The sequence below is a fragment of the Sporomusa intestinalis genome, from assembly GCF_055383785.1.
The window spans coordinates 1,464,691-1,490,777 of the sequence record NZ_AP042390.1; the positions used below are offsets into that span (position 1 = coordinate 1,464,691).

The window sequence follows — 26,087 nt, forward strand, 5'->3', positions numbered from 1 at the left end:
CGGTCTGGGTTAGGAAGACTCAATCATTTCATCGTTCCGTTTGTCAATGTAGAGTTCCCCTTCCGGTGTAAGCAAGGCCAGGGTTACGTTATCCAGATTGCTAATGCCGTTGCTGTTTAACTGTTGCAGCAGCTGTTCAACGGTTAACCCGCTTTGTAGCAAGCCTTGCTTACTTATTTTGCCATCGATAATAAGCTCAGTGCCTGGCAAATTTTGTCCGGCCGTTTGGTTGTCAGCCTGAGGTTGCAAGTCCTTAATCAATGGCGTTTGATATTCCCGTTTCTTTAAGACGCTGAGCTGGCCATCAGTCTCAATTAGTGCCAACGCTATCTGCTGGGGATCAAAGGTACCCTGCTTCCGCAGCATTTCGAGTAGGTCATTAACATTATAGTAGCGTTTTTGCAGGTTTTCCTCTAATATCTTCCCGTTGTGGATGACAATCAACGGCTCTGCTTCCAGCAGTTTCCGGGCCGGCAGCGATAGTTGGCATAACTTATCAATCGCCAGCACCCAGAAGGAGGCCGCTGTTATGGCAACTACGCCGTTGCTGACACTAAAGCCGTCATCAGTGATGACCGAACCGCCAATTTCGCCAATAATCAAGCCGACCACATAGTCATAGAAGGTTAATTCTGACAATGTCCGCCTGCCCAGCAGCCGGGAAATAAGCAGCAGAAAAAATAATATTACTACTGTACGGATACCAATAGCGAGTGCTTCAGTCATTAGCTATTTACCTCCTGGCAGCCTGTTCTTTGCAAGTTTTTTATTCCGCCATCAAGCGCTTCAATAAATCACAGTTGAAGATATATAGTATACGCGTTAACGCCATAATTATGACAGCGGCCTTAATGGATATTGGCGGCAGGAACGGTTAGCCTTTTTGGCAGCAGGAAATTACTTGTGAAAATACAGGAAGATTTTTTAGCGGCTTTCATGTAAAATGTAATAAGAGCAAGCAGCGCCTGCCGGCGGCGGGCAGGTGCCCGGATAAGAGGCGATGGCTGATGGCGAAGGCAGGCGGTATTCCTGACAGCGTTAAATGGCAGGCCGTGATGGCGTGCGATAAGAGGTGGGACGGTTTATTTTTTTATGGGGTAAAGACGACAGGTGTTTTTTGCCGGCCGGCCTGCCGGGCCAAAGCCCCCCGGCGCGAAAATGTTGTTTTTTTTCATAATGCCGAAGCAGCTCTTGCCGCTGGTTTTCGTCCCTGTAAGAAATGCCGGCCTGACCTGCTGAGTTTTGCCCCGGATATGGAGCTGGTGAGCCAGGCGGCCGCGCTATTTGCTCAGCAATATAACCAGCCGATCACTGCCGGCGCCGTTTCCAGGCTGCTTGGCGTAAGCGCACCGCATTTAACCAGATTATTTAAACACCATCAGGGCTGTACGCCGAGGCAGTATCTGACAAAAGTAAGAGTGGCCATGGCGGCGAAGCTGCTGCGGCAGAGTGATGCAGCCATACTTGAGATTGCTTATGCGGTTGGGTTTGTAAGCCTGTCTAATTTTTACAGGTGTTTTCAGGCCCACACCGGCGAAACGCCCAGCCGGTTTAGAAAAAAACAGGGGTGATTTTAATGGCTTTATATTTTTATCAAACAGATATTGGACAAATTGGTATTCGCGAACAGGATGGCAGCATTACCCATCTTTATTTTGCCGGCGACCAGCTACCGGCAGACCACACGCTATGTGAGACTCCGGTTCTCAAAGAGGCGGGCCGGCAGTTAGCCGGTTATCTCGCCGGAACGCTTACCGGGTTTACGCTGCCGCTGGCGCCGGCCGGCACTGCTTTTATGCAGGCGGTCTGGACCCGGCTTTGTGAGATACCGTACAGTAAAACTGCTTCTTATCAGGATATTGCTGCCAAAGTCGGCAACCCGAAAGCGGCCCGGGCGGTTGGGCTGGCCAATAACCGTAATCCGATCCCGATTTTTATTCCCTGCCACCGTGTGATCGGCGCCAATGGCTCCCTGACAGGCTACCGGGGCGGACTTGCCCTTAAGCAAAAACTGCTGATGCTGGAGCAGGGCGGGGATTGCCGAAAGGCGTGACTGTATCTGTAAAGGTAGCCTGCGATAGATAAGCGGCTTCTCTGTGGCCAAGTCGCTAATGGTGAAAAAAATAGCCGGGGAGTTGAGTAGTTTGCTCGACTCCCTGGCTATTTTAAATTATTTAATTTATTTACGTTGATTCTTGATTTTTTCGAGAATGCCGGTATCTTTTAAGGTTGATGTGATTTTTTGACTATCGGCCAGCCATTTGTCTTGTGTTTCCTGCGGCCCTAAATATTGAACAGGAAGTCCGATATTGTTCATATTTTTGATAAATTCGGGATCGGCAATAATCGCTTTAAACCCTTCTGCCAATTTGTTTTTTATTGCCGGCGGCGTTTCCTTAGGTATCGCTATGCCATACCAGTTAGTTAGCGTAATATCTAAGCCCTGCTCTTTAAAGGTAGGTGCCTGCGACAACACCGCATCTTCTATTCGTTGCTCCCCTGTTACAGCTAGGATTTTAACAGTGCCGTTTTTGGCATGTTCTCTTATTACCATCGGATTTACGAAGCTTAGGTGCACATGTCCCCCTAATAAAGCAGCGGTAGCTTCACTTGCGCCGGAAAAGGGAACTTGTTCAATATTAATCTTGGCCGTTTGGGCAAACATCTCACCGAGCAGATGCGGGAATGAGCCAATACCACCATGGCCAAATTTTAGTTCTCCTGGATTCTGCTTGGCATAGTCTACTAATTCAGCCAGTGTTTGCCAGGGTTTGTTCGTTTGGACTGCCAGGACCATTGGTGTTGCTGCAACTTGTACAATGGGCGATAATGCAATTGGATAATTGTATTTATCAGAGCCATATAGTGGCAGCAACAGCATATCAATACCAGTTACACCGAGGGTATAACCATCCGTATTTGCTCCGGCCAACTCATTCCATCCGATAGTACCTGCTCCGCCCGGGCGATTAACGATTGTCAGAGGTTGTCCCAAATATTGGGGTGCAAATTTTTCTAATGAGCGGGCTGTTAAATCCAGACCTCCGCCTACGCCGAACGGCACAATGACAGTAATCGGTTTTTCGGGAAATTTAGCAGTTTTGCTGACAGGGATAGTTTGTGTTTGTATATCACTACAACCTCCCAAGATTAGTGAAATGGAGATAGCGGCAATTGACAATAGTTTTACGCATTGCATTTTTATCGCCCCCTCTTTATTGAAGACACAGCTTGCTCACGAAGAATGAAGAATAGTGAACAAGTAAATTTTTCTGTAAGCATATTTGGTACCCATTGCTGTTCTGGTTTATTGATTTTAACAGCTTTCCTCCTTTCGTCGCTTATTGGTTTTAATAACCCACCTTGTTAGATTATAGAGAATGACCAAGGCACCTATTGTCAGCAGAATGCTGGAAATCGGGCGGGTAATCATGGCCCAGAGATCCCCGTCGCAGATAATTAAGCCGCGTACCAAGCCCTGTTCCAGGCTTGGACCCAAAATTACACCGATTAGCAGGGGGCCTGGCTCAAAGCCTGTCCGCCGCAGGAAGAACCCGATTATGCCGCAGATTACAATTAAGACCAGATCGGACATACTGTTATTGATGGAATACGCCCCGGTGAGCGTCAATAAGGCAATAAGCGGCATGAGGATATTAAGCGGCGTTTTGAGCATCTGGACAAAAACGCCAATGAGCGGCAGGTTAATAATCAAAAGCAGTATATTGCCGATGTACATACTGGCAATCAGCCCCCAAAACATGCCAGGCTGTTCGGTTATTAAGGCCGGACCAGGGGTAATGCCATGAATCATAAAGCCGCTGAGCAAGATAGCGGTAGCGCCGGAGAACGGCAGTCCCAGCGACAATAAGGGGATCATGGTGGCTGAAACAGCAGAGTTATTGGCGGCTTCCGGTCCGGCGACCCCCTCAATCGCACCCTGGCCAAATTCAGCCGGATTTTTGCTGAGGCGTTTTTCCATGGCGTACGAGGCGAAGCTGGAGATGGTTGCCGCCGGACCGGGCAATAAACCAACCAGAAACCCGACGACACCGCCGCGAAACATAGGGGGTACGGAACGCCGCCATTCCTCTTTGGTCGGGTAGAGGTCCTGCAGCCGTATGTTGGGCAGGGTGGGCGGTGTGGTGGGTTTGGTCATGACAGTAAGAATTTCACCGATGCCAAATATCCCCATGGCCAGAATGGATAATTCAAAGCCCCGGTCAAGCTCAGGCACTCCCATGGTAAGGCGGCTGATGCCGGACAGGCTGTCCAGGCCGACAGTGCCGAGCATAATGCCGGTGCTGACCATCATCATCGACTTGAGGGTGGAAGTGCCTGTAAGGTTGGTTAAAATGATTATGCCAACAAGGGCCAGGGCGAAGTATTCCGGCGGTCCAAAGGCTAATGCCGCCTGTGCTAACGGCGGGGCAAAAAGGGTTAAGCCAATCACACCGATCGTACTGGCAATAAAAGAGCCAATTGCCGACACAGAAAGCGCCGCCCCTGCCCGCCCCTTCTGGGCCATGGGATAGCCGTCAAGGCAGGTGACTACTGATGCCGCTTCGCCGGGAACATTGAGCAGAATAGAGGTTGTTGACCCGCCATACTTTGAGCCATAATAGATGCCGGCAAACATGATTAAGGCCGCAGTGCTGCCCATGGTATAGCTAAAAGGCAGCAGCAGGGCAATGGTGCTGATGGTATCAATTCCCGGCAATACCCCGATTAGCGTCCCGATAATAACCCCAATCGCACAGGCCAGCAAATTGGCGGGAATGAGGCTGACAGATAAGCCTTGCAGCAACGAGTCCAAAATTTCCATGCTTAAATTCCCCCCAGGGCTATGGCAGCGTAACTGCTAAATAGTAGCCGAATACAAGATAGAATATAAGGGAGCAAATGCCGGCCATGGCAATAGGCACCAGCCAGCCGCCGGTATCGGCCACCTTAAACAGATAGAGCAGAAAAATGAACGCCGCCGCAAGATAGCCGATAATATTTAAAACTGTGATATAAACGATCAGGCCAATAATTACAAAGATGAATTTAGTCCAGTCAACCATATCCTGTTTAGCCGGCTTTTTCAGGCATCGCCGGTTTATGACAAGCAGGACCACCGACAGCGTAATTCCGGCTAAGCCTGCCAGATTCGGGAGAAAGCCGGATTTGGGGGAATCAATCGTACCAAAGGTCAGTTGTTGAGCACCAAACAGATAAATGCTGCTTCCCAGCAAAAAGAACAAGGTTACCATTCGTTCAGCCATTCTACTATCACCTCGGTTAAGCGCATTTTCTACTACTGCGATTATTTAGAAAAACTCAGGACTGTTTGAAGCCGACTGTAAAGGTTGTTCCTTGCCCCGGGCTGCTTTCAATACTCAATGTGGCCGCATGACGCTGGATAATCTGGTAGCAAATCGCCAGGCCCAAGCCGGTTCCCTGTTCTTTGGTCGTAAAGAAGGGGGTTCCCAGCTTGTCCCTGATTTCAGGCGGAATACCGATGCCACAGTCCTGGATGGATAATAATACCTTGGATTCTACTGCTTCCGTATAAATAGTAATAATACCGCTTTTCGGCATTGCATCAAGTCCGTTGCGTACGAGGTTTAAAATAAGCTGGCGGATGCTGCTTTGGTCTGCAGACACATTGGGTATATCCCCCAAAATGACTTTAATCTCACAATTGTTCCGCATGGCATCAGCCTGCAGGAGCGGATAAATATCATGGATAATCGTATTCAGGTTTATGTCGCTGAACTCCATGTTCTTATTTTTGGCAAGTGACAAAAATTCAGTAATAATACTGTTGGCGCGATCCAGCTCATCGATCATCAGGTCAAAGTTTTCTTTTTGTTTTATGAATTCTTTTTTGATGCTGAGAAACTGTAAAAACCCCCGTACGGTTGTCATGGGGTTGCGGATTTCATGGGCAATCCCTGCGGCCATTTCCCCAATGATATTCAGTCTGTCCAGTTTAGTCATTTTTTCTGTTTGTTCACTGATGTATTTTAGAAGCGGTGTGAATTCCTCAATTTCACTTTTATAATCATAAGTACGGCTGTCAAGGATCGATTCCGCAAATGTGCGCAAGTCTTTTTTCAATTTTACAAACAACTCGCGAAACACGGCGACACAGACCAGCAGCATAAGAAATGCGCCTAGAAAAGTACTGATTGTCCGGCGCCAGAGTAGCGAATAAACGGCATCCTGGTTAAGGGCGGCAAACGCATGACCAATCACATTCCCGTTTTCGCTAATGGGTTTAACATAGATGAGCGCGTTGGCACCGTGCCAGACGATGGAGTTCTTTCTTCTTATCAGCTGTTCCGTATTGCTTTCATAAATCCGATTGATCCTGCAGGGCTCAATACCAATAAGTAAGGAGGTGTCTAATTGTGGTCCTATGGCAACAATACGGTCATGCTGGCGGGAGTAATAACCAAATTTAATACTATTTAAGGGTACAAATATTTCGTTCAGAATCGGATGGAGCTGCCTGTTAATTGCCAACACCTGCTCCGGCAACGGCTGCAGGGGGCCGGCCTGGCGAGCGGCAATATCGGCGAAGGTCCCTGCCGGTTTTTTCTGCACAAGAAACTCGGTAACAGACATCAGCAAAGCGATATTTTTATCGTTTTCCTCTTGTACGTAGAGCCAATGATTATACGCGGTCACAGTGAGCATTAACAACAAAACAACAAAAACTATCTTAAAGTTTAGTTTTGTTGTTAGATTGATTCTTTTCATCGTTTCCGGCTCCTCAAAATTGTCGCACCTCTTGCTTTTTTAGTTTACTTAAGTCATCGCCGTCATGATAACATAATTCATGATATTTTTTCCTTATCATACAAAATTTACCTGGCAATATATTATAGTTGTTCGCTAATAAATACCAATTTCCTTCTAAAGTTGATATAAATTTGCGAATTGTTTGATTATGAAACGTAGAAAAACGTAAACAACTAAACTTTCGTTTCGTCAATATTGACATCCTACCGCAGAAGGGGTATAGTAAATCAATAATATATGTGTATATACACATTGGGCTTGCAGAGCAAGATTCTGTTTTTTATTCAACAAGGAGGCATACTGTGAAGATCTGTATTCTGGCGTGCAGCATCTATCAGCCGGAGTTGGAAGCAGTCCTGGCGCAGATTAGGCGAGACAGACTGGTGGCTTATGATGTAGTGGTTACTTATCTACCCTTAAAACTGCATTCTAATTTGGCACACTTAAAGGAAGCTGTCATTAACGCCCTTGCTGAGACCGTTGCAGATCGTATTATCCTGCTGTATGGCTCTAAATGCCATCCGGAATTCGACGAATTTTTACGAAGTTATCGGTTAGTCCGGTTCGCTCAGGCTAATTGTATCGAACTGATACTGGGGGCGAGGAGTAAGCCGGCGGCTGATCATGGCAAGACCTTTTTTTTAACTCCCGGATGGTTAACTAAGTGGCGGGAGCTATTTGATACGGGGACAGGCATTGATGAGGTGGCGCTCAGGCAGAGTTTTGGTTTTTTTGACCGGGTATTATTCTATGATACCGGCGTGAGTGAAATTACGGATGAGATGATCCTGGAATTTTTTGATTATACCCGAGTTCCGATTGCGGTTGAGCAGGGAAACCTGGCAGCGTTTAGAACGAATATACTGGCAGCAATCCAGGCAGCAGTTCTAGCATCCGAGCAGCCTGAACAGAGCCGGGAATGATTCAATTTTTAACAAACGACCAACCACTGGGCGGCAATAAAAAACAGCACAAACCTGTGCTGTTTTTTATTGCCGGCGTGAAAATATAATTTGGTCCTGTAATCGGAGAATAAAAAAATCTTTCGCTGCCGCGGCTGGCATAAACCGGCGAATGCAGGAAAATATGACCCAGGGCCTAACTCTATTAATAATTGGCAGTACTGCCGCCAATGCGCGAATATTGCCCGGAAATACCGGGTCTGGTATTTTATTCTAAGGGGGAGTAAGAGTGAGAATTGGTATTTTGACATGTTCTGCAGCTACCCAGGATTCAGGCTGTTCATCGGTAAGCTGCCTGCGTGACTTAAGGAAGCGGAAAGGTGCATTTGCCCAATATGACAGTAAGCAGGAGTTAGAATTGATTGGAATTATCAACTGTGCTGGCTGTCCAACCTTAGCCGGTCCGGAGAAATTACTCAGCCGGATCCGGGCGTTGGCCGAATTCCGGGTGGATGCTATCCATCTGTCCTATTGCGTTGATGCGTTATGTCCTTATAAGGTCAAGTATCAGGCCTTAATTAAAGAGCATTTCCCAGAGATTGGCGTTGTCATTGGCACTCATGAAGCCCATATAACCCACGAACAATTCAGAGACAGGGTGAAAGGACTATTCTGTCAGCCCCGGCGGACCATGGTCGATGTGATAAAAGGAAAGTGACAGCGCGCCGCTATTCTTCCGGTGAAAGCTTGGGCGGGAGCTTGGCTGGGCCGCCGCCCATACGGGCTACCAGGTAGATCAGCAGCAAGAGGATGGCGAGGCTGCCGGTGACTGTTGCCGGGGTTAAGTACTGGCCGGGCAGATATTCATACAGGCCAAAGAGGCCAAAGCCGATGAAGACAATGGCGGCAAACCACTTTACTGCCCGTTCGGGAATTCTTTTCCCGAGAACAATGCCAATGATAATCCCAATACCGTCTGCAACCATCATGCCGGTGGTTGTCCCCAGCCATACCGGAATAAGCGCATTAAACTGAGCGGCTAATGCCACTGTGGCCAACTGTGTTTTATCTCCCATTTCAGCAATGAAGAAGGCAATTGCTACCGTCCAAAAGGGAGTGCGTTTACAGGCTTTGTCTTCGCCATTGAGTTCATCACCACGGATTGTCCACAGGCCGAAGAGGATAAAAGAGGCAGCGGCTGCAAGCTGAATGTAATTCATAGGGATAAAGTAGGTCAGGTAGCTGCCGACAACCACGGCAAACAAATGATTAAGAATGGTTGCGGCAAATACGCCCCACATGACTGTCCGCCAGCAGTAACGGGTGGCAAAGGCCATGGCGAGAAGCTGGGTTTTGTCACCCATCTCTGCCAGTACTACAAAGACAAGAGAAGTTAAAAAAGCTGTCATAACAAACCTCCATAATCGGTGTTATATATATAGAAAAAACGGCTTGCGCCGAGCCTTTGGCGAAAGCGGAAGCCGATGTTGCCCTTATCCAGGGAAAGTTAACCTTTCTATCCTGAAAAATAGCATTTTTCATCTTTGATGGTGCCGTTGTAACGGCATGACTGTCTATCAGGATAAAAAACGAGACCTTTAGTATGACAATGTTAGTCATACTAAAGGTCTCGCTAATTGACAACTGTCAACAACAGAGCCAGATGATTTCTCACCAGTATGTTGACTCTGTTCTAGAGCTACTCCCCTTTAGGAGTGTTATGTTTCTTTCATTTTACACTATCAGGCAGGGATTGTCAAACAAAGTAAAGGATTTACTGCGGGGGAGAGAGCACCGGTATTTTCTGTGTAATCAGACCACTTGTTGCCGGCACCAGAAACAGATAAAAGGCGTACAGGATAAAGCCGGCATCGGCGGCAAGCGCGGCCGCCGGCACGGCGCCGGCAATATTCCAGGGGATTAGGGCCGAGATTAAGACAACGGTGTTTTCCAAATCGGTTGCCAGCCTGTAGTTGCTCAGGCGATTTTTCTCATATATTTTACCGGCCAATTGCTGAGTCAGCATGATTGCCAGGGTTTGATTGCAGCTAAAGGCGGCAGTGGCGGTGCTGGTAAGGATCAGGGATGGATAAACACTGATTTTTTTACTTACTTCTGTAAAAAAATGTTCAATCTCCGTGAGTAAGCCGGTGCCGGCGAAAATGCCGGCATAAGCAGAGGAGAGCAGCACGATAAGCGAGACATTCACCATGGAATATAAGCCGCCTCCCTGGATTATAGCCGCAAAAAAGCCGCCGTTGTCCATGGTATACCCGGCAACTATGTAATGCAGGAGCTGCCAAGGCGGTATCTGCTGAACCCCAAGCGCAATACCTGTTCCCGCCAGGATGCTGACCATCATCGCCACCTTAACATCCACTCTGCAGGCGGCCAGGAGAAGGATGATAACAGCAGGCAATAATACAATCAGGCCGATATCGAAGGCCGAGGCTATAGCCTGCGTAATTTGCTGGTCAGCGAAGGTCAGCTGGTTTCCCAGTGATAAATAAATATAGCCTGTTACCGACAAGAGGAAGGGCAGGACCGAGGTTCTGGCCATGTTTCTTATATTTATATGGAGCTGGGTATTGGTTAAGGCCGCTACCAGGTTGGCACTGGAGGACAGGGGTGAGCATCTGTCGCCGAAATAGGCGCCGGCTATGATTGCGCCTGCGGCCATATTGATATCGACATGGCCGCCTTTGGCCATAACCATCAGCACTACACCGACAGTACCCACTGTACCAAAAGCGGTGCCAAGCAGAAAAGATACCAGGCAGCAAAGCAAAAAGGCGGAAAGGATAAAATACTTCGCACTGATCAAGGCAATGCCGTAATAGACTATAAAGGAAATAGTTCCACAGGCCCTCCAGACGGCGGTAATTACACCAATCAGCACGAAAATGTTAATTACAATCAGTGACCTCCGGCAGCCGCTTAACACCATTGCCAACAGACTGTTCAGGGCGTAGCCGCGGCGGAGCGATACGAGAATAAAGCCGATAAGACCGGCAAGAAGCGGGTACAGTATAGATACGCCGTTATAAATACTAAAAAGCAGGCCAATAAAGAACAGGCTGAATACCAGCAGCGTGTCCAAAAAATCATCTCACTTTCCGAACGGATACGTTTTACGTGGCTGAGCGTATTGTAAAAAATACATGGCAGCACAAGGGGTTTGTTGGGGTAATATCGAAAATAATTTAAGAGAGTATTATCGCGCAAATAGGGAAGAGATGAGGTATTTGGTTGCAAGCTTTGGTATTATGGCTGGACAAAACCCTGAGCAGAATTTTACTTGCACTGCTGATATTTGTGGCAGGCTTATTATTAGCGGTCGGATTTATTACAAAAAAATTTGAAGTGAATATCTATGATTACCGGCGGCAAGAGCTTAAACGTATTAGTGAGGTCGCCCGCAATTCGATCGAACCGGTTATCGTACAGTACCGAACCGGGGAATTATCCCGGCAGGCAGCGTTACATAATGTCCGTGACCGTGTCCGGACCATGACTTACAGCGATATCTTTGGGGCAAACTACGTATTTATGAGCTCTTACCAGGGAGTAATGCTCGTACAACCGTTTGAGTCCGGGCTGGAAGGCAGTGACCAAAGTCGGCTTACCGATGCGCAGGGGTACCCCATTATCTTGGCGCTTATTGAACAGGCCCGCCAGGGAGCAGGGTATGTTACCTATGTTTATCACCCGCCTGGCCGTTCGCAGCCGCAGCAGAAGGTATCGTACGTAATCGGGATACCTGAGCTCGAAGCCTATATCGGCACAGGCATGTATGTCGAGGATATTCAAACAAGCTACCAGGAATTTCTTACACAGCTTCAGGGCGTATTCCTGTTTTTCTTTTTTCTGGTCATGGGCGCCCAGTATACGCTGCTGCAGCCGCTGTTCAGCAGCTATCAGCTCTTGATCCAGGCTTTTGACCGGTTTAGGCGAAATTCAGAGGAAGCACCCCTGCTATCGGCGGCAACCTATCGCCAGGGTTCAGAAGCCGAAAGGCTGGTTACCGGTTTCAATGCCATGCTGGCAGACATGTGGGCCAAAAACGCCGCCATGCAGCAGGCCCATGAGGAACTTACCCAAAGCCATGAAGAATTAACGGCCGGTAATGAGGAGCTTATTGCCTTATACACCGAACTGACAGCCGCCAACGAATTGCTCCGGACCAGCGAAGAACGATATCGCCTGGCTATGGAAGGCGTCAATGACGTTATTTATGACTGGGACCTGCGGACTAATAAGATCGCGTTGTCAGAACGCTGGAACGACATCCTGGGCCTGGCGGCCGCTGAGGGGGTTGACATCCAAAGCGACTGGGAAACGAGAATCCATCCAGAGGACAAAGGAGTCAGGGAGCAGGCGATGTCTGAGCATTTTACGGGAAAAACTCCGTTTTATGCGGCCGAATACCGGGTGATGAATAAAAACGGCGAATACTTTTGGGTATTATCACGGGGGAAGGCGTTGCTCGACGGGAACGGCAATGTCATTCGCCTGGCAGGCTCGTTTACCGATATTAATGAGAATAAACGGCGGGAAGCCGAAATCTGGCGCCTGGCATACCGGGACCCGTTAACCGGACTTGCCAACCGGCGGCTGCTGACGGAGCGTCTGCGCAGCGAGCTGCTGTTGGCCCAGAACGGTCAGGGCAGCGGTTCCATGCTATATCTGGATCTCGATAATTTTAAGCTTGTTAACGATTCCTGCGGGCATATGCAGGGTGATCAGCTGCTGATTGAAGTTGCCGGCACCCTTGTAAAGCTGGTTGAGGAAGAGCATCTGGTAGCCCGTTTGGGTGGCGACGAATTTGTGGTACTGCTGACCAATGTAAGTGAGCCGGCCGTGGTTGCCCAGTATGCCGCCACCCTCATCAAAGCATTGTCCAAAGAAGTCAACCTCTGCGCCCATCCTTTTTTTCTGTCTGTTAGCATCGGTATCGCCTGTTATCCCCGTAACGGCACGGAGGTTGATGAAATACTTAAAAATGCCGATACAGCCCTATATGCGGCTAAAAATGCCGGCAAGAACGATTACCGTTTTTTTGAAAATTCGATGCAGGAAACCCTGATTCAAAAGCTTAAAATGGAGCGCAGCTTGCGGACTGCGCTCAGCAATGAAGAGTTTCTGCTGTATTTTCAGCCAATCATGCAGTTAGCCGGAGGCCGGGTTGTCGGTTTCGAGGCCTTGTTGCGCTGGCGCAATCCCCACCGGGGGCTGATTTTCCCCGACCAGTTCATCCCGCTGGTGGAAGAGTCAGGGCTTATTGTCCCTATCGGCAAATGGGTTATTCAAACGGCCTGTGCGTTTGCCCGCCGGCTGGCTGACAAGAATGCTGCCCAGCCTGTGTATGTTGCGGTTAATGTTTCAGTGAAACAACTGGCCTGTGATGATTTTGTCCAGGTGGTTAAGGCCGCCCTGCAGGCAGCGGCGTTGCCTGCCAATATGCTGGAGATTGAGATTACGGAAACAATCCTGATGAATTCCGATTGTTTAGATTCGAATATCGCCAAACTCAGGGAGTTAAAAGATATGGGGGTTCGTATTGCCCTTGACGATTTTGGCACAGGCTATTCTTCGTTGACCTATCTAAAGCAATTGCCTATTGATGTCGTCAAGATTGATAAAGGCTTTGTCGATGATCTGGCCACAAGCGGGAAAAACGTGCCCCTGATTGGTTCTATCATTGCTTTGGCCCACAACCTGGGTCTTGAGGTTGTGGCTGAAGGGGTGGAAACAAAAGAGCAATGTGAGTTGCTGCGTGTTTGGCACTGCGACTCGGTCCAGGGGTATCTGATCAGCCGGCCTGTGCCGGAGGCAGAGGCGCTGAGGCTGCTAAGCCAATGCTTTTGAGTATAAATTAGAGAACCAGGGTCATATCATACCATTGGGAACCGCCGTGTGTGGACTGGGAGATTCCGTTACTTACATAACCAAATGATTCATAATAAGGGACTAGCTGCTCTTTGCAGGTCAGAATGATGCTGCTGCGGCCGGCATTTCTGGCAGTCTGAATAAAATGCCGCATGAGCCGGGCGGCGATCCCCTGCCTGCGGTAGGCGGGAAGTACATCCAGCCCAAAAACCGCCAGATTTTTACCGCCTGGCCGGTGATGGCCAGTGCTGTGAAACAGCTCATCATAAATAACGGCGCTGTCGGTGGCACAGCCGTTGATAAACCCAATCAGCATTCCAGCTGCTTCCGCGACCAGGAAAGATTCCGGAAAGGCAGCGATACGCTCCTGGAAAGCTTCACGCGGTGCGGCTTCGGCCGGCGGGAAACAGACTGCCTCTATTGCGGTCACCGGGTCCAAATCTTCCGGGCCAACACTTCTAATGGTTACTTCTGTCATGGAAGTCCTCCTCTAATTTGTCAGTAAGAGTAGCTCAACACTAACATTTATTATATCATTTTTTACCATTCGCTGCCGTTCCATCTTCTGTTTTATCGTCTATATCAACCATAAAGCAACCAGTAAGGCTTTGCGGCAGGCTGTTAGCAACAGCGCGCCGGCGGCAAACTGAATCTTCAAAGGAAGGACTTGGCTATGGCCTATAAATTAGTCTGTATTGATGTTGACGGGACGCTGTTAAATAGCAAGCATAGAATTACAGACAGGACAAAAGCAGTATTGCAGCAGGCCCACCGGCAAGGGGTCCATATTGTAATCAGCACAGGCAGGATGTACACTGATGCCGAATATTATTCCAATCTTATTGGGGTCAAATCACCGGTGATTGCATCAAACGGGGCTTTTATCAAAGACAAAGATACAAATAAGGTTATTTATCAGGATGTTCTGGGCGAAAGTTTGTCCTTAGAAGTATTGGCGCTATTTCGCAAACACCGCATAAAACCATATTTCTGCACTCCCCATAAATTTTATTATGGTAATGTTATGTTTAAATTTTTTTATGTTGCCTCTACACTGTTGGGCACAAGGAATAACAAACTGGACATGGAATATATTTTCTCCTGGCAGCAATGGCAAAAAATATTGCAGAAAGAGAAAAACAATATTGTAAAATGTGAGATTATATACCGAAATACAGAATTGATCAGGGAATTACGCAATGAGATACAGAATATCAAACAGTTGGAAATCGTTGATTCTTCCCGATACAATATTGAAATTACCCGTAAAGGGGTTTCCAAAGGCAATGCGGTTGCCATGCTGGCCGCCTTTTATGGTCTCAGGCGTGAGGAAGTATTAACAATAGGTGACAGTGAAAACGATTTGTCAATGATCGAATATGCCGGTCTGGGTATTGCTATGGAAAACGCTTTGGACAGGGTGAAGCAAAAAGCTGATTTTGTCACAAGTTCTAATGACAATGACGGTGTTGCCAAGGCGATAAACCGATTTATTCTGGAAAACCCGCAGTAGAGAAAGACTATGTAGCTTAAGACAAAGAGGCCATTTGTGTATGTCACAAAGGCCTCTTTGTCTGTGGGACCAATAGGCTATCCCGCTATTAACGCGCGCGCATAGTCAGGCTGAGGAACGAATAGTAAGCCTACTTGCTGATAAACTCCTGCACTACATATACCTGTCCACTGGCGTTGCGTACTACGCCTACGCCGACATCAGTGTAAGTGGAGTTAAGAATGTTGGCACGGTGGCCCGAACTGTTCATAAATGCCTTTTCAGCATTGGCCACACTGGAATTGATGGCTAAGTTTTCACCGGCAGTTTTATAGCTAATGCCGGCTGCGGTCATGCGGTCGAACGGGGATTGCCCTTCCGGGTTGTAATGGGAAAAATAGTTGCGGTCAATCATGTCTTTGGCATAGTTGCGGGCCAGAGTCGTTAACTGCGAGTTGGATTTTAAGGCCGACAGACCGTTCTCGGCGCGGTCCTGGTTCAGCAGGGTCAGGGCCTGCTGCTCATCAGTTGCCGAAGTGCTGGTTGAACCGCTGGAGCCTGTGCTGCCAGAGCTGGAGGAGTCGCTATTATTTTTGTCGGAAGACTTGCTGCCATGATTGGTAAGGGCCGAAATCAGGCCGATGGCTACGATTCCAGTCAGAATGTTTTTCGTGGTTTTATTTTCTTTTAGTGTCTCTTCGACAGTAGTTTCGGTATCTAACGCTTCGTTGGCCGGAACTTCGTTGACAGCAGCCTCGCTGGCGGCGGTTTCACCGGCTAACGCTTCGTTGGCAGCTTCTGCTGCATATGCGGAGGTCACAAGTGTACCCCCAAAAGATGTGGTCAATAGCGAAACGGCAATAATGCCTGAAAGCACTTTCTTTCTAACCTTGAGGTTCACATGCATCCACCTTTCATTGTTTATATTGGGAACTAGGTAATAATGATTCGACGTTGTTGCGCAATATCCTGTTTACATAACAATGTAGATATTGTTAGCTTTGGGTATATCTGAGACCTCTTAAAGATTTTGGCAGCGGCGGCGGAAAATATAGTAAATGAATAAACATACGGCATATGGTATAATAGTACAGATTACCGCCCGCTGCTGCCGGCAACCAGGTTTTCAAACAAAATAACTATAATCAAAAAGGAGATAATTGGTGGAACTAGTTGCAATCCTACTCAGTCTTATCCTGCTAATGTATTTTGCCTTCCGTGGTTACTCCATCATCTTATTTGCGCCATTATTCGCCGTTCTGGCGGCAACGGCCAGCCATTTCAGCCTTATGCCTGTATATACGGAAATCTTTATGACGAAAGCCGCCGAATACTTTAAGATGTATTTCTCCATTTTTCTGCTGGGGGCTGTTTTTGCGAAGGTAATGGAAGACGGCGGCCTGGCCCGCGCCATTGCCGGGGCCATTGCCGGTAAGCTGGGTAAAGAGAATGCCCTGCTGGCTGTGCTGTTTGGCTGTGGCCTGCTGACTTACGGCGGCATTAGCGTCTTTGTTGTTGTGTTTGTCATGTATCCCTTTGCGGCCGCGTTGTTCCGGGAGGCAGACATTCCGAAACGGCTGATACCTGCCGCTTTATGGCTCGGTACATATACTTTCAGTATGGGGGCCTTGCCGGGATCGCCGCAAATTCAAAATATTATTCCCACCGCTTTTTTCGGTACAACAACATGGGCCGAGCCCTGGCTTGGCGTCATCAGCGGGGTCAGCATCTTTGCCACGGGCTGGGCCTGGCTGCTGTACAGACAGCGTCAGGCGGCGGCGCAGGGCGACGGCTATGGGCTGCATACGCTGAATGAACCGGTAAAGTCGGCGGAGGAGCAGCTGCCTGCTCAATGGCTGGCGGTTTTGCCGCTGGCTGTTGTCCTGCTGGCCAACTTATATCTCAGCAACCCTTTTGCCTGGTCCTGGGCTTATCAGTGGCCTGAAGATATGCTGCTGCCCTTTAAAGCCCTGCAGCTGTCGCTGTTAAGCAGCGGTATTGATAAGGTACGGGCAATCTGGTCTTTGAATATAGCTTTGATTCTGGGCATCCTGCTGGCACTTATCATTGGCCGCCAGCAATTGCGGCAAAAAGGCGGGGCTGCCGCTGCTCTCAACAGCGGCGCGATCAGCTCCCTGGTTGCGGTTCTTAACACGGCCTCAGGCTATGGGTATGGCAGTGTGGTGGCCAGTCTGGCCGGTTTCCAGGTGATTAAGTCTTTTTTAATGGATATTAAGATTGGCAGCAGCCCGCTGGTGTCGGAAGCGATTACCGTCAATATTATGGCGGCTATTACCGGCTCGGCCTCTGGCGGCATGACCATTGCCCTTGGTATGCTGGGCGCCGATTATCTGGCCTGGGCCCAGGCGGCCGGTATTTCGCCGGACACCCTGCACCGTGTTGCGGCCCTGGCCTCCAGCGGACTTGATTCCATGCCCCACAACGGCGGGCTTATTACCGTTATGGCTGTGTGCGGGTTAACACACAAAGAATCCTATTATGACCTCTTTGTTATTACGATGATGAAAACCTTGCTGGTCTTTATCTTTATTGGCCTGTATCTGGCCTTTTGACAGGGGCGGTATAGTGCCGTAACCGGCTGTCAGCGCATTATTAATCCCAGGTGAATACACTACCAGTAAAGAGAGTTTTACATTGGAGTGGTTGGCATGGGATACTATATTAAGGTAGAAAAAAATATTAAGATTTTTGTTGAGGATCTTAACCCCGAAGGCTGCAAGACCATTGTGTTTATTCATGGCTGGCCGGCAAGCCATAAGATGTTTGAATATCAGTTTGATCAGCTGCCGCGGCTGGGTTACCGCTGTATCGGCATTGATCTCAGAGGGTTTGGCAATTCCGACAAGCCCTGGGACGGCTATCATTATGATCAATTGGCAGATGATATCCGCTGCGTGGTCGAAGCCCTTGGACTCCGGGGTTTTATTCTGGGAGGACACTCTACCGGCGGGTCTATTGTTATCCGTTACATGGCCCGGCATAACGGCTATGGGGTAGAGAAGCTGGCCCTGTTTGCGGCAGCGGCCCCCAGCCTTATCCAGCGGCCCTGCTTCCCTTACGGTTTAGAGAGAGCAGCGGTGGAAAAAATCATTGAGGACACCTACAATGACCGTCCCAATATGCTGCAGGGCTTTGGCGATATGTTTTTCTTTCAGCATGTCACCGGGGCTTTCTCCCAATGGTTTTTCCAACTAGGGTTAGAGGCGGCAGGCTGGTCAACCGCTGCGATTGCCAAAGCCTGGCTGGACGAAGAAGGCCTGTTTTCCGATCTGGGGACAATCCGTGTGCCGACGTTAATCCTGCATGGCATTCATGACAAGGTTTGCCTGTTTCCCCTGGCTATTGCCCAGCATAAAGGCATAAAAAATTCCCGGCTGGTACCCTTTAAATATAGTGGCCACGGCTTGTTTTATGATCAGCGCGATAAATTTAACAAGGAATTAGCAGCATTTATCGAGGAATAAATGCCGGCAATCGTTGCCCGGATGCCCTTCTTTGCCAGCAAAGAGCACCTGACGGGTGCTCTTTTTTCGTTGGTGCCCATAGTGGGTCTGTATAGAAAATATTTGACAAAAAAATTTTTTCAGCATATGATTGGCTTGCATTTCCAATGTATTTCGGATCATGCCAGCTACAAAGGAGAAATGGGTATGAATTATTTAGAGGAAATAACTCATGAATTGTTTACTTTTTTTAATGCTTTTTCCTCCTGGGAGAATTCCGTAATCAAAACCAGTGATTTAGCGGTTTCCGAGGCCCATGCCATCGAAATCCTGGGGAAGTTTGGCCAGATGAATATGAAGAGCCTGGCTCAGCATCTGGGGGTCACTACCGGCACGACTACCGTTACGGTTGACCGCCTGGAAAAAAAACATTATGCTACGAGGGAATCGGTAAAAGAAGACCGCCGTGTGCATTTGATTACTTTAACAGAAAAGGGCCGGCAGGCTTTTGCCGAACATCATCAGTATCATTATGATTTAACAGAGCAAATCCTTTCGGTTCTGACGGAAGAGGAAAATGAACAGTTGCTCGCCCTGTTAAAAAAAATTAACAGAGAGGCATTTTAGCAACTATTGACTATAAATTTATTAATAGCTATAATCGAGATAACTTACTGATAAAGAGTTTCATTATCGATAAGGCGGACTTTGGGACAGGTTTGGGGAAAGGGGTTTGCTATGGTGAGAAAATGGGTCGCCATTAGCGCTGTTGGCGCTCTTCTTTTGCTTTTGTATATGTATGTGGGAAGCGTTTCCGCGCCTGATGCTCAATCCACTCAGCAGCAGGCAAGACCACAATTGCAGCCTGGTATTTATAAAGTAGAATATGACAAACCCGATTCCCGGGGCTGGAAGGCATTTTTCAGCATGGAAGTGGACAACAACGGTGAAATTGGGAACAGCAACTTTGATTATGTCAATCCTTCCGGCCAGTTGAAAACCCGTGACGTTGCCTATAACGCCAACATGAAGAGAAAAAGCGGACTGGGACCCAGTGAATATTGCCCGCGGTTTACCAAGAACCTGCAGGTCTATCAGGACCCTGAACAAATCGACGGTATCACCGGCGCCACCACATCCTCGCGGGATTTCAAAACCTTCGCTCAGGCCGCCTTTCATGCTGCTAAAACAGGCAATCATGCCACAATCTATATCCCGCAGCCGGATGCCTCGGCTCCGGATAAATAAGGCAGGATAAAGGAGAAGCTATGCTGACGTTCTTTTTAAACCTGAGGATGAGTGTGAAACTGCTGCTCAGTTTTTCGGTGATTACTGCAGTATGCATGGTTGTCGGTGGTGTGGGGATTTTGAATATTTACCAGTTACAGAAGCTGGATCATGATTTATACGCATTTCAAACCCGGCCGCTGCTTGAGCTGCGGATTATCAACGGCGGTTTTGAGCAGAACCGGGCTTATATGCGCGATATGATTGCCGAGGAAAACCCGCGGCAAATTGAAGAATATGTTAAGGCTATGGAGGCCAATACCGAGAAGATCAATCAGGCTATGCATATCTTCGCGCAGAATTTACTTACAGAAACCGAACGCAAAGATTTTGCGTATTTTTCTAATGTCCTGGAGAATTTCAATTATCACAAAGAGCAAGTGGTGACCTTATGTAAGGCCGGCAACCAAAAATATGCGGCTACCGTTTTGCGCAATGATGGTCCTAAGCTGTCACTGAACTTTAATAGAGCGATAGAAAAATTAGCAGCAACGAAGGCCGAGGCGGGCAGGCAAAAAGCCGAGTTTAATGCAGAACGGGCTCAGAAGGCTGTTTGGGTTATGGGCATACTGGTCTTTGTCTCCCTGCTGCTGGCAGCCGGGTTAAGCCTGTTAATCGCCAGAATGATCAGCAGGCCGATTGAATCTATGGCTGTTGCCGCCAATCGCATTGCCAAAGGTGATTTGTCGGTCGAGATTCCGCCGCGATACCTGGGTTTGCAGGACGAAATAGGCAAGCTTGGTCTGGCTTTCAAAGTAATGACGGAAAATCTGCAGTCTATTGTCAAACAGGTGTATCGTTCCTCCGAACAGGTCGCTGCCGCTTCCGAGGCTCTGACAGCCAGTTCCGGCGAATCGGCCCAGGCCTCCGGCCAAATTGCCGGCGCGGTTGTTGATATTGCCAAAGCCGCGGACATGCAACAGCACACGGTGAGCACAACGATGGCTGTAGTCGGACAGATGTCAGCCGGTGTCCAGAAAATTAGTACAAACAGTGTAACGGCAGTGCGTACTGCCGATAAGACGCTGAGTGCTGCCGCTGAAGGCGGCGAATCTATCAGTTTGGTCGTTGGAAAAATGGGCGATATTGAACAGATTGTCAATCATTCAGCCGCTGTGATTGGCGAGCTGGAAAAAAGGTCCAAGGAAATTGGCGAGATTGTTGCTACTATTGCCGGGATAGCCAGCCAGACCAATCTGTTGGCCTTAAACGCCGCTATTGAGGCGGCAAGAGCCGGTGAGCAGGGTCGTGGTTTTGCCGTTGTGGCCGAGGAGGTCCGGAAGCTGGCGGAACAGTCGCAGGCGGCGGCCAAAGAGATTGCTTACATTATTCATAAAACGCAGGCCGATACAGGCAATGCGGCGGCAGTAATGGGGCAGGGAACCCAGGAGGTAAAAGCCGGCTCACAGCTTGTCAGCCGGGCCGGAACCGCATTTAACACCATTATTGACATGGTGCAGCAGGTTTCAAGCGACAGTAAGGAAATTTCGGCCGCTATTACCCAGATTATGGAGGGAAATCAATTGGTGCTTGCATCCATCCGGGATCTGGACGAAATCAGCCGGGGGACTTCGGCCGAGACGCAGCTTGTTTCGGCGGCAGCGCAGGAGCAATCTGCCACTATGAAAGACATTGTTTTGTCCAGCGAAACATTGGCCCGGCTGGCAGAAGAACTGAAACAGGCAGTCACGCAGTTTAAAATCTGAGTAAATACAGCCCGGGACAGCTGTTATAAAGATTTTCCTGTTTTTTTACATTGACTACACAGTCGGTTGCGGTATAATCAGATTATAGTAGAAATACTAAAATTTGATATGGAGGGCGTTAACATGCAGAAAAAAAAGGTTGTCATTGGTGTGTTACTGGTTTCCATGCTGATGATTACTGCCGTTCCTGTTTCCCAGGCTTTGGGTTTAGGTGATATTCTTAAGGTCGGTGGCATGTCAATCCTTATCGACAGATTTGCAACACCTCTTAATAATTTCATCAATCAGCTGACTTTTAAACATAATGCGGGAACGGAATATGCGACAAAAGTGGTCCCGATTCTGTCTGTCGGTAATCACGGGTACATAGGAGCAGCGCAGATAACCGGTTCGCAGGAATTGGTGGATAAGACCAAGGCTGTTATGCAGGTGGAAGGCAACTTTAACAATAACCAGTTCAGGGTAAAGGCATTGATTCCGGTTGACAGCACGAATCCTACCAACTTCACCCGTGTGCAGGGGGTTGGGCTATCCGCTATCATTGACATTAAAATCTAACACAATGCAAGAAAGCATGGCTTGTGCCTTAGAGAAGACGCAAGCCATGCTGCTTACAGGAAAAAACCTCTTGCGGTAAATAAAGTTTACGGCAAGAGGCTTTTTTACCCCATCAGATTTATAAAAAATCAAGGCTGTGATCCCAGGGATAAGAAAAATCTTTGGCTTCTGCCGGCGTCCTGGAGGACTTGGCACAAGCCAAGTTTTCCTAAGCAGGCGACGCAACGGGGCAGCTACCGTGCGGTTGGCGCTATCAGCTTATCTACTTTTAGAATATGATCGACAAGCCATTCGATGACAAAGTTAAGGATTTCTTTTAAATAGGCATTTTGCTCATTATCGATCTTGGCCAGGTCAATAGCGCTCATTTTCTCGATAAACTCATTATGCAGCACTTTATGTGACAAAAACTTGGGATATTTATTGGCCAGCATATAGGCCTCTTCGGTTGCGAAATGTTCTGTTGTATAATCCCGGAGTTCCTCGATAATAGCTACAATATGATCATATTTGTCAGTCACTAATTCGTTGTTCAATAATTTGTCGATCGCATTGGCGATCTCAAATAATTTTTGGTGCTGCTCGTCAATGGCAGGGATACCGAGATCATAATCATGTTTCCAAATTACCACGGCACTAACCACCTTTATTATTTAATAATAATAACAATTTCTACATATTTGGGACAAATCCTGTTTCACATTAATTAATCAAATAAAAAAGTGCAGGCCGGAGGAATTTTTCCTCCTGCCTGCGCCATTACCGGTTAGAATTTGATTGTTTTTGCATTGCCCTTCATATCCTGGATGGTTGCCTCTGCGTTTTCAATATAAAACAGCTCAAAAATGGAATCATCCACACTGTACAGATTAGCGAGCGTTGGCATCTTATCAAGCGCCGCCTGCTTGCTTTGCTTACTTGTGTTGAAAACGGCGTTTCCTTTTAAGCGTATCCACTCCCCGGTTTTGGCGGTTGTGGATATCTCAAAACTGGGATTGGCCTTTAGCTGCCGGTATACAGGCTTTTGGTTGCTTGTACAAAAGTGCAGCTTGCCTTCAAAATTCATGATAAAACCGAAAGGCCGGACCTTGGGGGTATTACCGTCTACGGTGGCCAGGTAAAAAATTGGATTTTCCGTGAGAAATTTAAGCACTTCTTCCATGACAAATCTCCTTTACTGTTATATTTTTTTATGATTCGATTATACGATAAAGGGATAAAAAAACAAAGTATGCAGTTATTTCTTACATAGTCAGTATTATGTGAGTATTGGAGAAAAATTATGAATCATCAACAAACAGTGCCGGCCGAATGTCCGGTAATATATGCCCTTAGCCTGATTGGGGGGAAATGGCACCTGCCGGTGATCTGGACTCTCAGCCGCCATAAGCTGCTAAGATATAATGAATTAAAAAGAAATATCTGCGGCATAACGAATATGATGTTGTCCCAGGCGCTGAAAGACCTGGAAAGCAATGGCTTAATTAACCGGGTTCAGTATAACGAGATTCCCCCCCGGGTCGAATACTCGCTGACCGAAGCCGGTCTGAGCTTATTGCCCGCACTGGATGAGCTAGCCAAGTGGGGGGTTAAGCAAAGAGGAAAAATATAGTGCCTGCCTTGCCTGCGATCCATTGCCTGTAAAACCGGAGGGGATATAAGTGAAAAAACAACCGGTACTTTTAGTTTTTATAGTGGGTTTAATCCTTTTGCTTGGCTGGGCAGCAGCACATTATTTTATTGCCGGCACACCTCCCCCCGAGCCGGAGCGCGGCAAGCCGGCAAAGGTTCGGGTGCCGCCGCTTACAGAGCAAGACCCCGGCGACCTGCAGCCAGTTACTGCTGAGCCCGAGCCGGCAAAACCGAAAGAAGAGCAGCTTGGGTCTCAACAGCTTAGTCCTGACAACCACATTGGAGCTTCAAATAATGTGAATAATACACGCCTTAATCTGTCTGACCATACATATACAATAGAGAAAGAAGAGAAAAGAAGTTTTGAGATTATGCCGGGTGTTAATCTAAAAAGCAGGCGCGTTCATGTTGAAATTGATGAGGAGGATAAAGAATGGATTGAAATTGAGCGGAACCCGTCAAATTCCAGTAGTGATTATCAAATACTGCTCAAAAGGAAGTTTTAGACGGTTGCATTAAAGAAGGATTAAACCTGATGATAATGTATATTTATGGTAATTTTATCGGCTCTCTTAGAGGAAAATATGCAATTCGGGGAGAAGTATCCATCACTGCACCTGTCGCAAGGCACTGCGTAATGGGTATTGTTCATTTACAATGAATACCGTGTTGATAATACCTAAAAGGAGTAATTGCATGAATAATCAGGATAGGCCTACCATGGGACCGGCAGCTAAGTATAGAATGAAACAGCATCTTGTGAAGAATGTTTATCGTGAATTTCAGGAACAACAGACCTATGGGCAGCGAATTGCTGATTCTGTAGCCCGGGTAGTTGGCAGCTGGCCGTTCATTATTGGCCAAAGTATCATTATTACGATCTGGATGGGCGCAAATGCTTTTTTGGTCTATATGAAGGTAATGGACCCCGGGTATTTTGATGCCTGGGACCCGTATCCGTTTATTTTGCTTAATCTGGTGTTAAGCTTCCAGGCGGCTTATACCGGTCCGGTAGTCATGATGAGCCAAAACAGGCAGGCCGAGAAGGATCGCCTGATGGCCGAGCAGGACTATCAGATTAATAAAAAATCTGCAGAAGAAATCGAGGTTATTATGGCTCATTTGGTCTATCAGGATGAATTTATGCATAAACTGATGTCCCGTTTAGAGGAGCGGACAACAACGATAGAAAAGGGATAAGGATAATTAACTCAACTCCTGCAGGAAGAAGGAAGCATGCGGCAGACCGGAGAATATCATTAAGATGCTACGTGCATGACTGGGCTGAATCAGCCAGTTGGATTTCCAGGAAGAGGAATATTACAGTAATAGAGGGGGATTCATATGACGACAAAGAGAATTGGGGTTTTGGTTGGCAGCCTGCGTAAAGAATCCTTTTGCCGAAAGGTTGCAAAAGCCTTGCAGGAATTAACGCCGGCAGGTTTTACGCTGGAGGAAGTTGAAATAGGAGACCTGGCAATCTACAATCAGGATTTTGACGATGAGGGCAACCCGCCTGCTGCCTGGATTGCTTTTCGTGAACGCGCAAGAAACTATGATGCCTTCCTTTTTGTTACACCGGAGTATAACCGCTCCGTTCCCGCGGTGCTGAAAAATGCCCTTGATGTTGGTTCACGGCCATTCGGCCAAAATGTGCTTGACGGCAAACCCGGGGCAGTAATGAGCGTCTCGCCGGGAGGGATAAGCGGGTTTGGCGCCAATCACCATCTGCGCCAATCCCTTGTTTGCCTGAATGTTCCCACTATGCAGCAGCCTGAGGCCTATATCGGCAATGCCGCCATGCTTTTTGACACCAAGGGGGTGCTTATTAATGAGAATACGCGCGAGTTTTTCCGCAGGTTTATGACCGCTTTTACAACATGGGTTACGACGATTACAGAGAACAAACAGTAATTGATATGGCCCATAAATTCCCAGGTATTGATATATGAAATCGGACGATACTATGAGTGTAAAGGGTCTGTAATGGTTGAGCCAAGATTGGTGCCGGGTTTGCAAGAGCTCGGTATTAGTCGGCCAAAGATTGGCGTCGGGTCCTAGGGTTCGGCGTTAGTCGGCGGGAAGACTGGCATGGGTCTTGAAAGGCTGTGCGGTAGCCCAACTGTTGCCGTATGGTCCCAAGGGATGTATGTTGGTCGAGCTAAGATTGCTATGGGTTGTGAACAATACGGGTCGTTTGCAGTCGGGAGATTGCAGGCGGTTCAGTAGCTATCTGTGGTAGTCGAGCAAAGGTTTGCATCGGTTGTGTAATGCTTGTGGGTAGGCGAAAGTCTGCGTATAGGTATGTAATGATCGGTGTAGGCTGTAGCGTAGATCATTGCAGGCTCTTTACCTTATAAAAATA

The 26,087-nt window shown here is 47.8% G+C and carries 28 protein-coding genes; 17 read left to right on the plus strand and 11 right to left on the minus strand.

Features of this window, described 5'->3' with window-relative positions:
* Positions 1-9: 9 nt before the first annotated feature.
* A complete protein-coding gene (locus ACZ481_RS06685; RefSeq protein ID WP_464769385.1) occupies positions 10-726 on the minus strand; it encodes a YetF domain-containing protein in 717 nt (238 codons plus the stop codon).
* 281 nt (positions 727-1,007) lie between these two features.
* Here ACZ481_RS06685 and ACZ481_RS06690 point away from each other — a divergent pair, with 281 nt between their 5' ends.
* Together ACZ481_RS06690 and ACZ481_RS06695 are read left to right on the plus strand one after the other, a co-directional pair.
* A complete protein-coding gene (locus ACZ481_RS06690; protein ID WP_464769386.1) occupies positions 1,008-1,571 on the plus strand; it encodes a bifunctional transcriptional activator/DNA repair enzyme AdaA in 564 nt (187 codons plus the stop codon).
* A gap of 5 nt (positions 1,572-1,576) precedes the next feature.
* Entirely contained in the window at positions 1,577-2,053 is a 477-nt protein-coding gene (locus ACZ481_RS06695; RefSeq protein WP_464769387.1) for a methylated-DNA--[protein]-cysteine S-methyltransferase, read from the plus strand.
* 126 nt (positions 2,054-2,179) lie between these two features.
* On the opposite strand, the gene ACZ481_RS06700 is transcribed toward ACZ481_RS06695, so the two are convergent.
* The 4 genes from ACZ481_RS06700 to ACZ481_RS06715 all read right to left on the minus strand — a co-directional run bounded on the left by ACZ481_RS06700 (position 2,180) and on the right by ACZ481_RS06715 (position 6,750).
* Positions 2,180-3,130: a tripartite tricarboxylate transporter substrate binding protein gene (locus ACZ481_RS06700; RefSeq protein ID WP_464770590.1), complete on the minus strand. Its 951-nt coding sequence runs from the start codon at positions 3,128-3,130 to the stop codon at positions 2,180-2,182.
* A 186-nt stretch (positions 3,131-3,316) separates the two neighbouring features.
* Entirely contained in the window at positions 3,317-4,825 is a 1,509-nt protein-coding gene (locus ACZ481_RS06705; RefSeq protein ID WP_464769388.1) for a tripartite tricarboxylate transporter permease, read from the minus strand.
* Positions 4,826-4,844: 19 nt separating this feature from the next.
* The gene (locus ACZ481_RS06710) at positions 4,845-5,267 is read right to left on the minus strand and encodes a tripartite tricarboxylate transporter TctB family protein (protein WP_464769389.1); all 423 of its coding nucleotides are present in this window, start codon (positions 5,265-5,267) and stop codon (positions 4,845-4,847) included.
* Between the two features lie 55 nt (positions 5,268-5,322).
* On the minus strand, positions 5,323-6,750 hold the full coding sequence (locus tag ACZ481_RS06715) for an ATP-binding protein (RefSeq protein WP_464769390.1): 1,428 nt from the start codon (positions 6,748-6,750) through the stop codon (positions 5,323-5,325).
* A 344-nt stretch (positions 6,751-7,094) separates the two neighbouring features.
* Here ACZ481_RS06715 and ACZ481_RS06720 point away from each other — a divergent pair, with 344 nt between their 5' ends.
* Positions 7,095-7,715, plus strand: coding sequence for a DUF1638 domain-containing protein (locus ACZ481_RS06720; RefSeq protein WP_464769391.1), 621 nt, complete (start codon positions 7,095-7,097; stop codon positions 7,713-7,715).
* A gap of 268 nt (positions 7,716-7,983) precedes the next feature.
* Positions 7,984-8,412: a CGGC domain-containing protein gene (locus ACZ481_RS06725; RefSeq protein WP_464769392.1), complete on the plus strand. Its 429-nt coding sequence runs from the start codon at positions 7,984-7,986 to the stop codon at positions 8,410-8,412.
* A 10-nt stretch (positions 8,413-8,422) separates the two neighbouring features.
* Here the strand turns inward: ACZ481_RS06725 and ACZ481_RS06730 are convergent, their stop codons facing one another.
* Both ACZ481_RS06730 and ACZ481_RS06735 read right to left on the minus strand, forming a co-directional pair.
* Positions 8,423-9,103: a TMEM165/GDT1 family protein gene (locus ACZ481_RS06730; RefSeq protein WP_464769393.1), complete on the minus strand. Its 681-nt coding sequence runs from the start codon at positions 9,101-9,103 to the stop codon at positions 8,423-8,425.
* 365 nt (positions 9,104-9,468) lie between these two features.
* Positions 9,469-10,794 (minus strand): Na+/H+ antiporter NhaC family protein, encoded by a 1,326-nt coding sequence (locus ACZ481_RS06735; RefSeq protein WP_464769394.1) that lies wholly within the window; start codon positions 10,792-10,794, stop codon positions 9,469-9,471.
* Positions 10,795-10,855: 61 nt separating this feature from the next.
* On the opposite strand from ACZ481_RS06735, the gene ACZ481_RS06740 reads away from it, so the two are divergent.
* Entirely contained in the window at positions 10,856-11,056 is a 201-nt protein-coding gene (locus ACZ481_RS06740) for a hypothetical protein (RefSeq protein ID WP_464769395.1), read from the plus strand.
* A gap of 1 nt (position 11,057) precedes the next feature.
* A complete protein-coding gene (locus ACZ481_RS06745; RefSeq protein ID WP_464769396.1) occupies positions 11,058-13,562 on the plus strand; it encodes an EAL domain-containing protein in 2,505 nt (834 codons plus the stop codon).
* 7 nt (positions 13,563-13,569) lie between these two features.
* Here the strand turns inward: ACZ481_RS06745 and ACZ481_RS06750 are convergent, their stop codons facing one another.
* Positions 13,570-14,061 (minus strand): GNAT family N-acetyltransferase, encoded by a 492-nt coding sequence (locus tag ACZ481_RS06750; protein ID WP_464769397.1) that lies wholly within the window; start codon positions 14,059-14,061, stop codon positions 13,570-13,572.
* Between the two features lie 195 nt (positions 14,062-14,256).
* On the opposite strand from ACZ481_RS06750, the gene ACZ481_RS06755 reads away from it, so the two are divergent.
* Positions 14,257-15,096, plus strand: coding sequence for a Cof-type HAD-IIB family hydrolase (locus tag ACZ481_RS06755; RefSeq protein WP_464769398.1), 840 nt, complete (start codon positions 14,257-14,259; stop codon positions 15,094-15,096).
* A gap of 130 nt (positions 15,097-15,226) precedes the next feature.
* Here the strand turns inward: ACZ481_RS06755 and ACZ481_RS06760 are convergent, their stop codons facing one another.
* Entirely contained in the window at positions 15,227-15,895 is a 669-nt protein-coding gene (locus ACZ481_RS06760; RefSeq protein ID WP_464769399.1) for a CAP domain-containing protein, read from the minus strand.
* 343 nt (positions 15,896-16,238) lie between these two features.
* Between ACZ481_RS06760 and ACZ481_RS06765 the strand changes: the two genes are divergently transcribed.
* The 6 genes from ACZ481_RS06765 (at position 16,239) to ACZ481_RS06790 (ending at position 22,090) form a co-directional block, all read left to right on the plus strand.
* The gene (locus tag ACZ481_RS06765; RefSeq protein WP_464769400.1) at positions 16,239-17,648 is read left to right on the plus strand and encodes a GntP family permease; all 1,410 of its coding nucleotides are present in this window, start codon (positions 16,239-16,241) and stop codon (positions 17,646-17,648) included.
* A gap of 96 nt (positions 17,649-17,744) precedes the next feature.
* Complete coding sequence (locus tag ACZ481_RS06770; RefSeq protein ID WP_464769401.1) at positions 17,745-18,560, plus strand: alpha/beta fold hydrolase; 816 nt, start codon at positions 17,745-17,747, stop codon at positions 18,558-18,560.
* Between the two features lie 186 nt (positions 18,561-18,746).
* Positions 18,747-19,166, plus strand: coding sequence for a MarR family winged helix-turn-helix transcriptional regulator (locus ACZ481_RS06775; protein WP_464769402.1), 420 nt, complete (start codon positions 18,747-18,749; stop codon positions 19,164-19,166).
* A gap of 111 nt (positions 19,167-19,277) precedes the next feature.
* Complete coding sequence (locus ACZ481_RS06780) at positions 19,278-19,787, plus strand: FMN-binding protein (protein WP_464769403.1); 510 nt, start codon at positions 19,278-19,280, stop codon at positions 19,785-19,787.
* A gap of 47 nt (positions 19,788-19,834) precedes the next feature.
* Positions 19,835-21,532, plus strand: a complete 1,698-nt coding sequence (locus ACZ481_RS06785; protein WP_464769404.1) for a methyl-accepting chemotaxis protein — start codon at positions 19,835-19,837, stop codon at positions 21,530-21,532.
* Positions 21,533-21,655: 123 nt separating this feature from the next.
* Positions 21,656-22,090: a hypothetical protein gene (locus ACZ481_RS06790; protein ID WP_464769405.1), complete on the plus strand. Its 435-nt coding sequence runs from the start codon at positions 21,656-21,658 to the stop codon at positions 22,088-22,090.
* A 233-nt stretch (positions 22,091-22,323) separates the two neighbouring features.
* Here the strand turns inward: ACZ481_RS06790 and ACZ481_RS06795 are convergent, their stop codons facing one another.
* Positions 22,324-22,722, minus strand: coding sequence for a bacteriohemerythrin (locus ACZ481_RS06795; RefSeq protein ID WP_464769406.1), 399 nt, complete (start codon positions 22,720-22,722; stop codon positions 22,324-22,326).
* Positions 22,723-22,856: 134 nt separating this feature from the next.
* Complete coding sequence (locus ACZ481_RS06800) at positions 22,857-23,252, minus strand: pyridoxamine 5'-phosphate oxidase family protein (RefSeq protein WP_464769407.1); 396 nt, start codon at positions 23,250-23,252, stop codon at positions 22,857-22,859.
* 120 nt (positions 23,253-23,372) lie between these two features.
* Here ACZ481_RS06800 and ACZ481_RS06805 point away from each other — a divergent pair, with 120 nt between their 5' ends.
* The 4 genes from ACZ481_RS06805 to ACZ481_RS06820 all read left to right on the plus strand — a co-directional run bounded on the left by ACZ481_RS06805 (position 23,373) and on the right by ACZ481_RS06820 (position 25,636).
* Positions 23,373-23,702, plus strand: coding sequence for a winged helix-turn-helix transcriptional regulator (locus ACZ481_RS06805; protein WP_464769408.1), 330 nt, complete (start codon positions 23,373-23,375; stop codon positions 23,700-23,702).
* 49 nt (positions 23,703-23,751) lie between these two features.
* Positions 23,752-24,228 (plus strand): hypothetical protein, encoded by a 477-nt coding sequence (locus ACZ481_RS06810; RefSeq protein ID WP_464769409.1) that lies wholly within the window; start codon positions 23,752-23,754, stop codon positions 24,226-24,228.
* 190 nt (positions 24,229-24,418) lie between these two features.
* Positions 24,419-24,922, plus strand: a complete 504-nt coding sequence (locus tag ACZ481_RS06815) for a DUF1003 domain-containing protein (protein ID WP_464769410.1) — start codon at positions 24,419-24,421, stop codon at positions 24,920-24,922.
* A gap of 144 nt (positions 24,923-25,066) precedes the next feature.
* The gene (locus tag ACZ481_RS06820) at positions 25,067-25,636 is read left to right on the plus strand and encodes an NADPH-dependent FMN reductase (RefSeq protein WP_464769411.1); all 570 of its coding nucleotides are present in this window, start codon (positions 25,067-25,069) and stop codon (positions 25,634-25,636) included.
* Positions 25,637-26,087 lie beyond the last annotated feature (451 nt).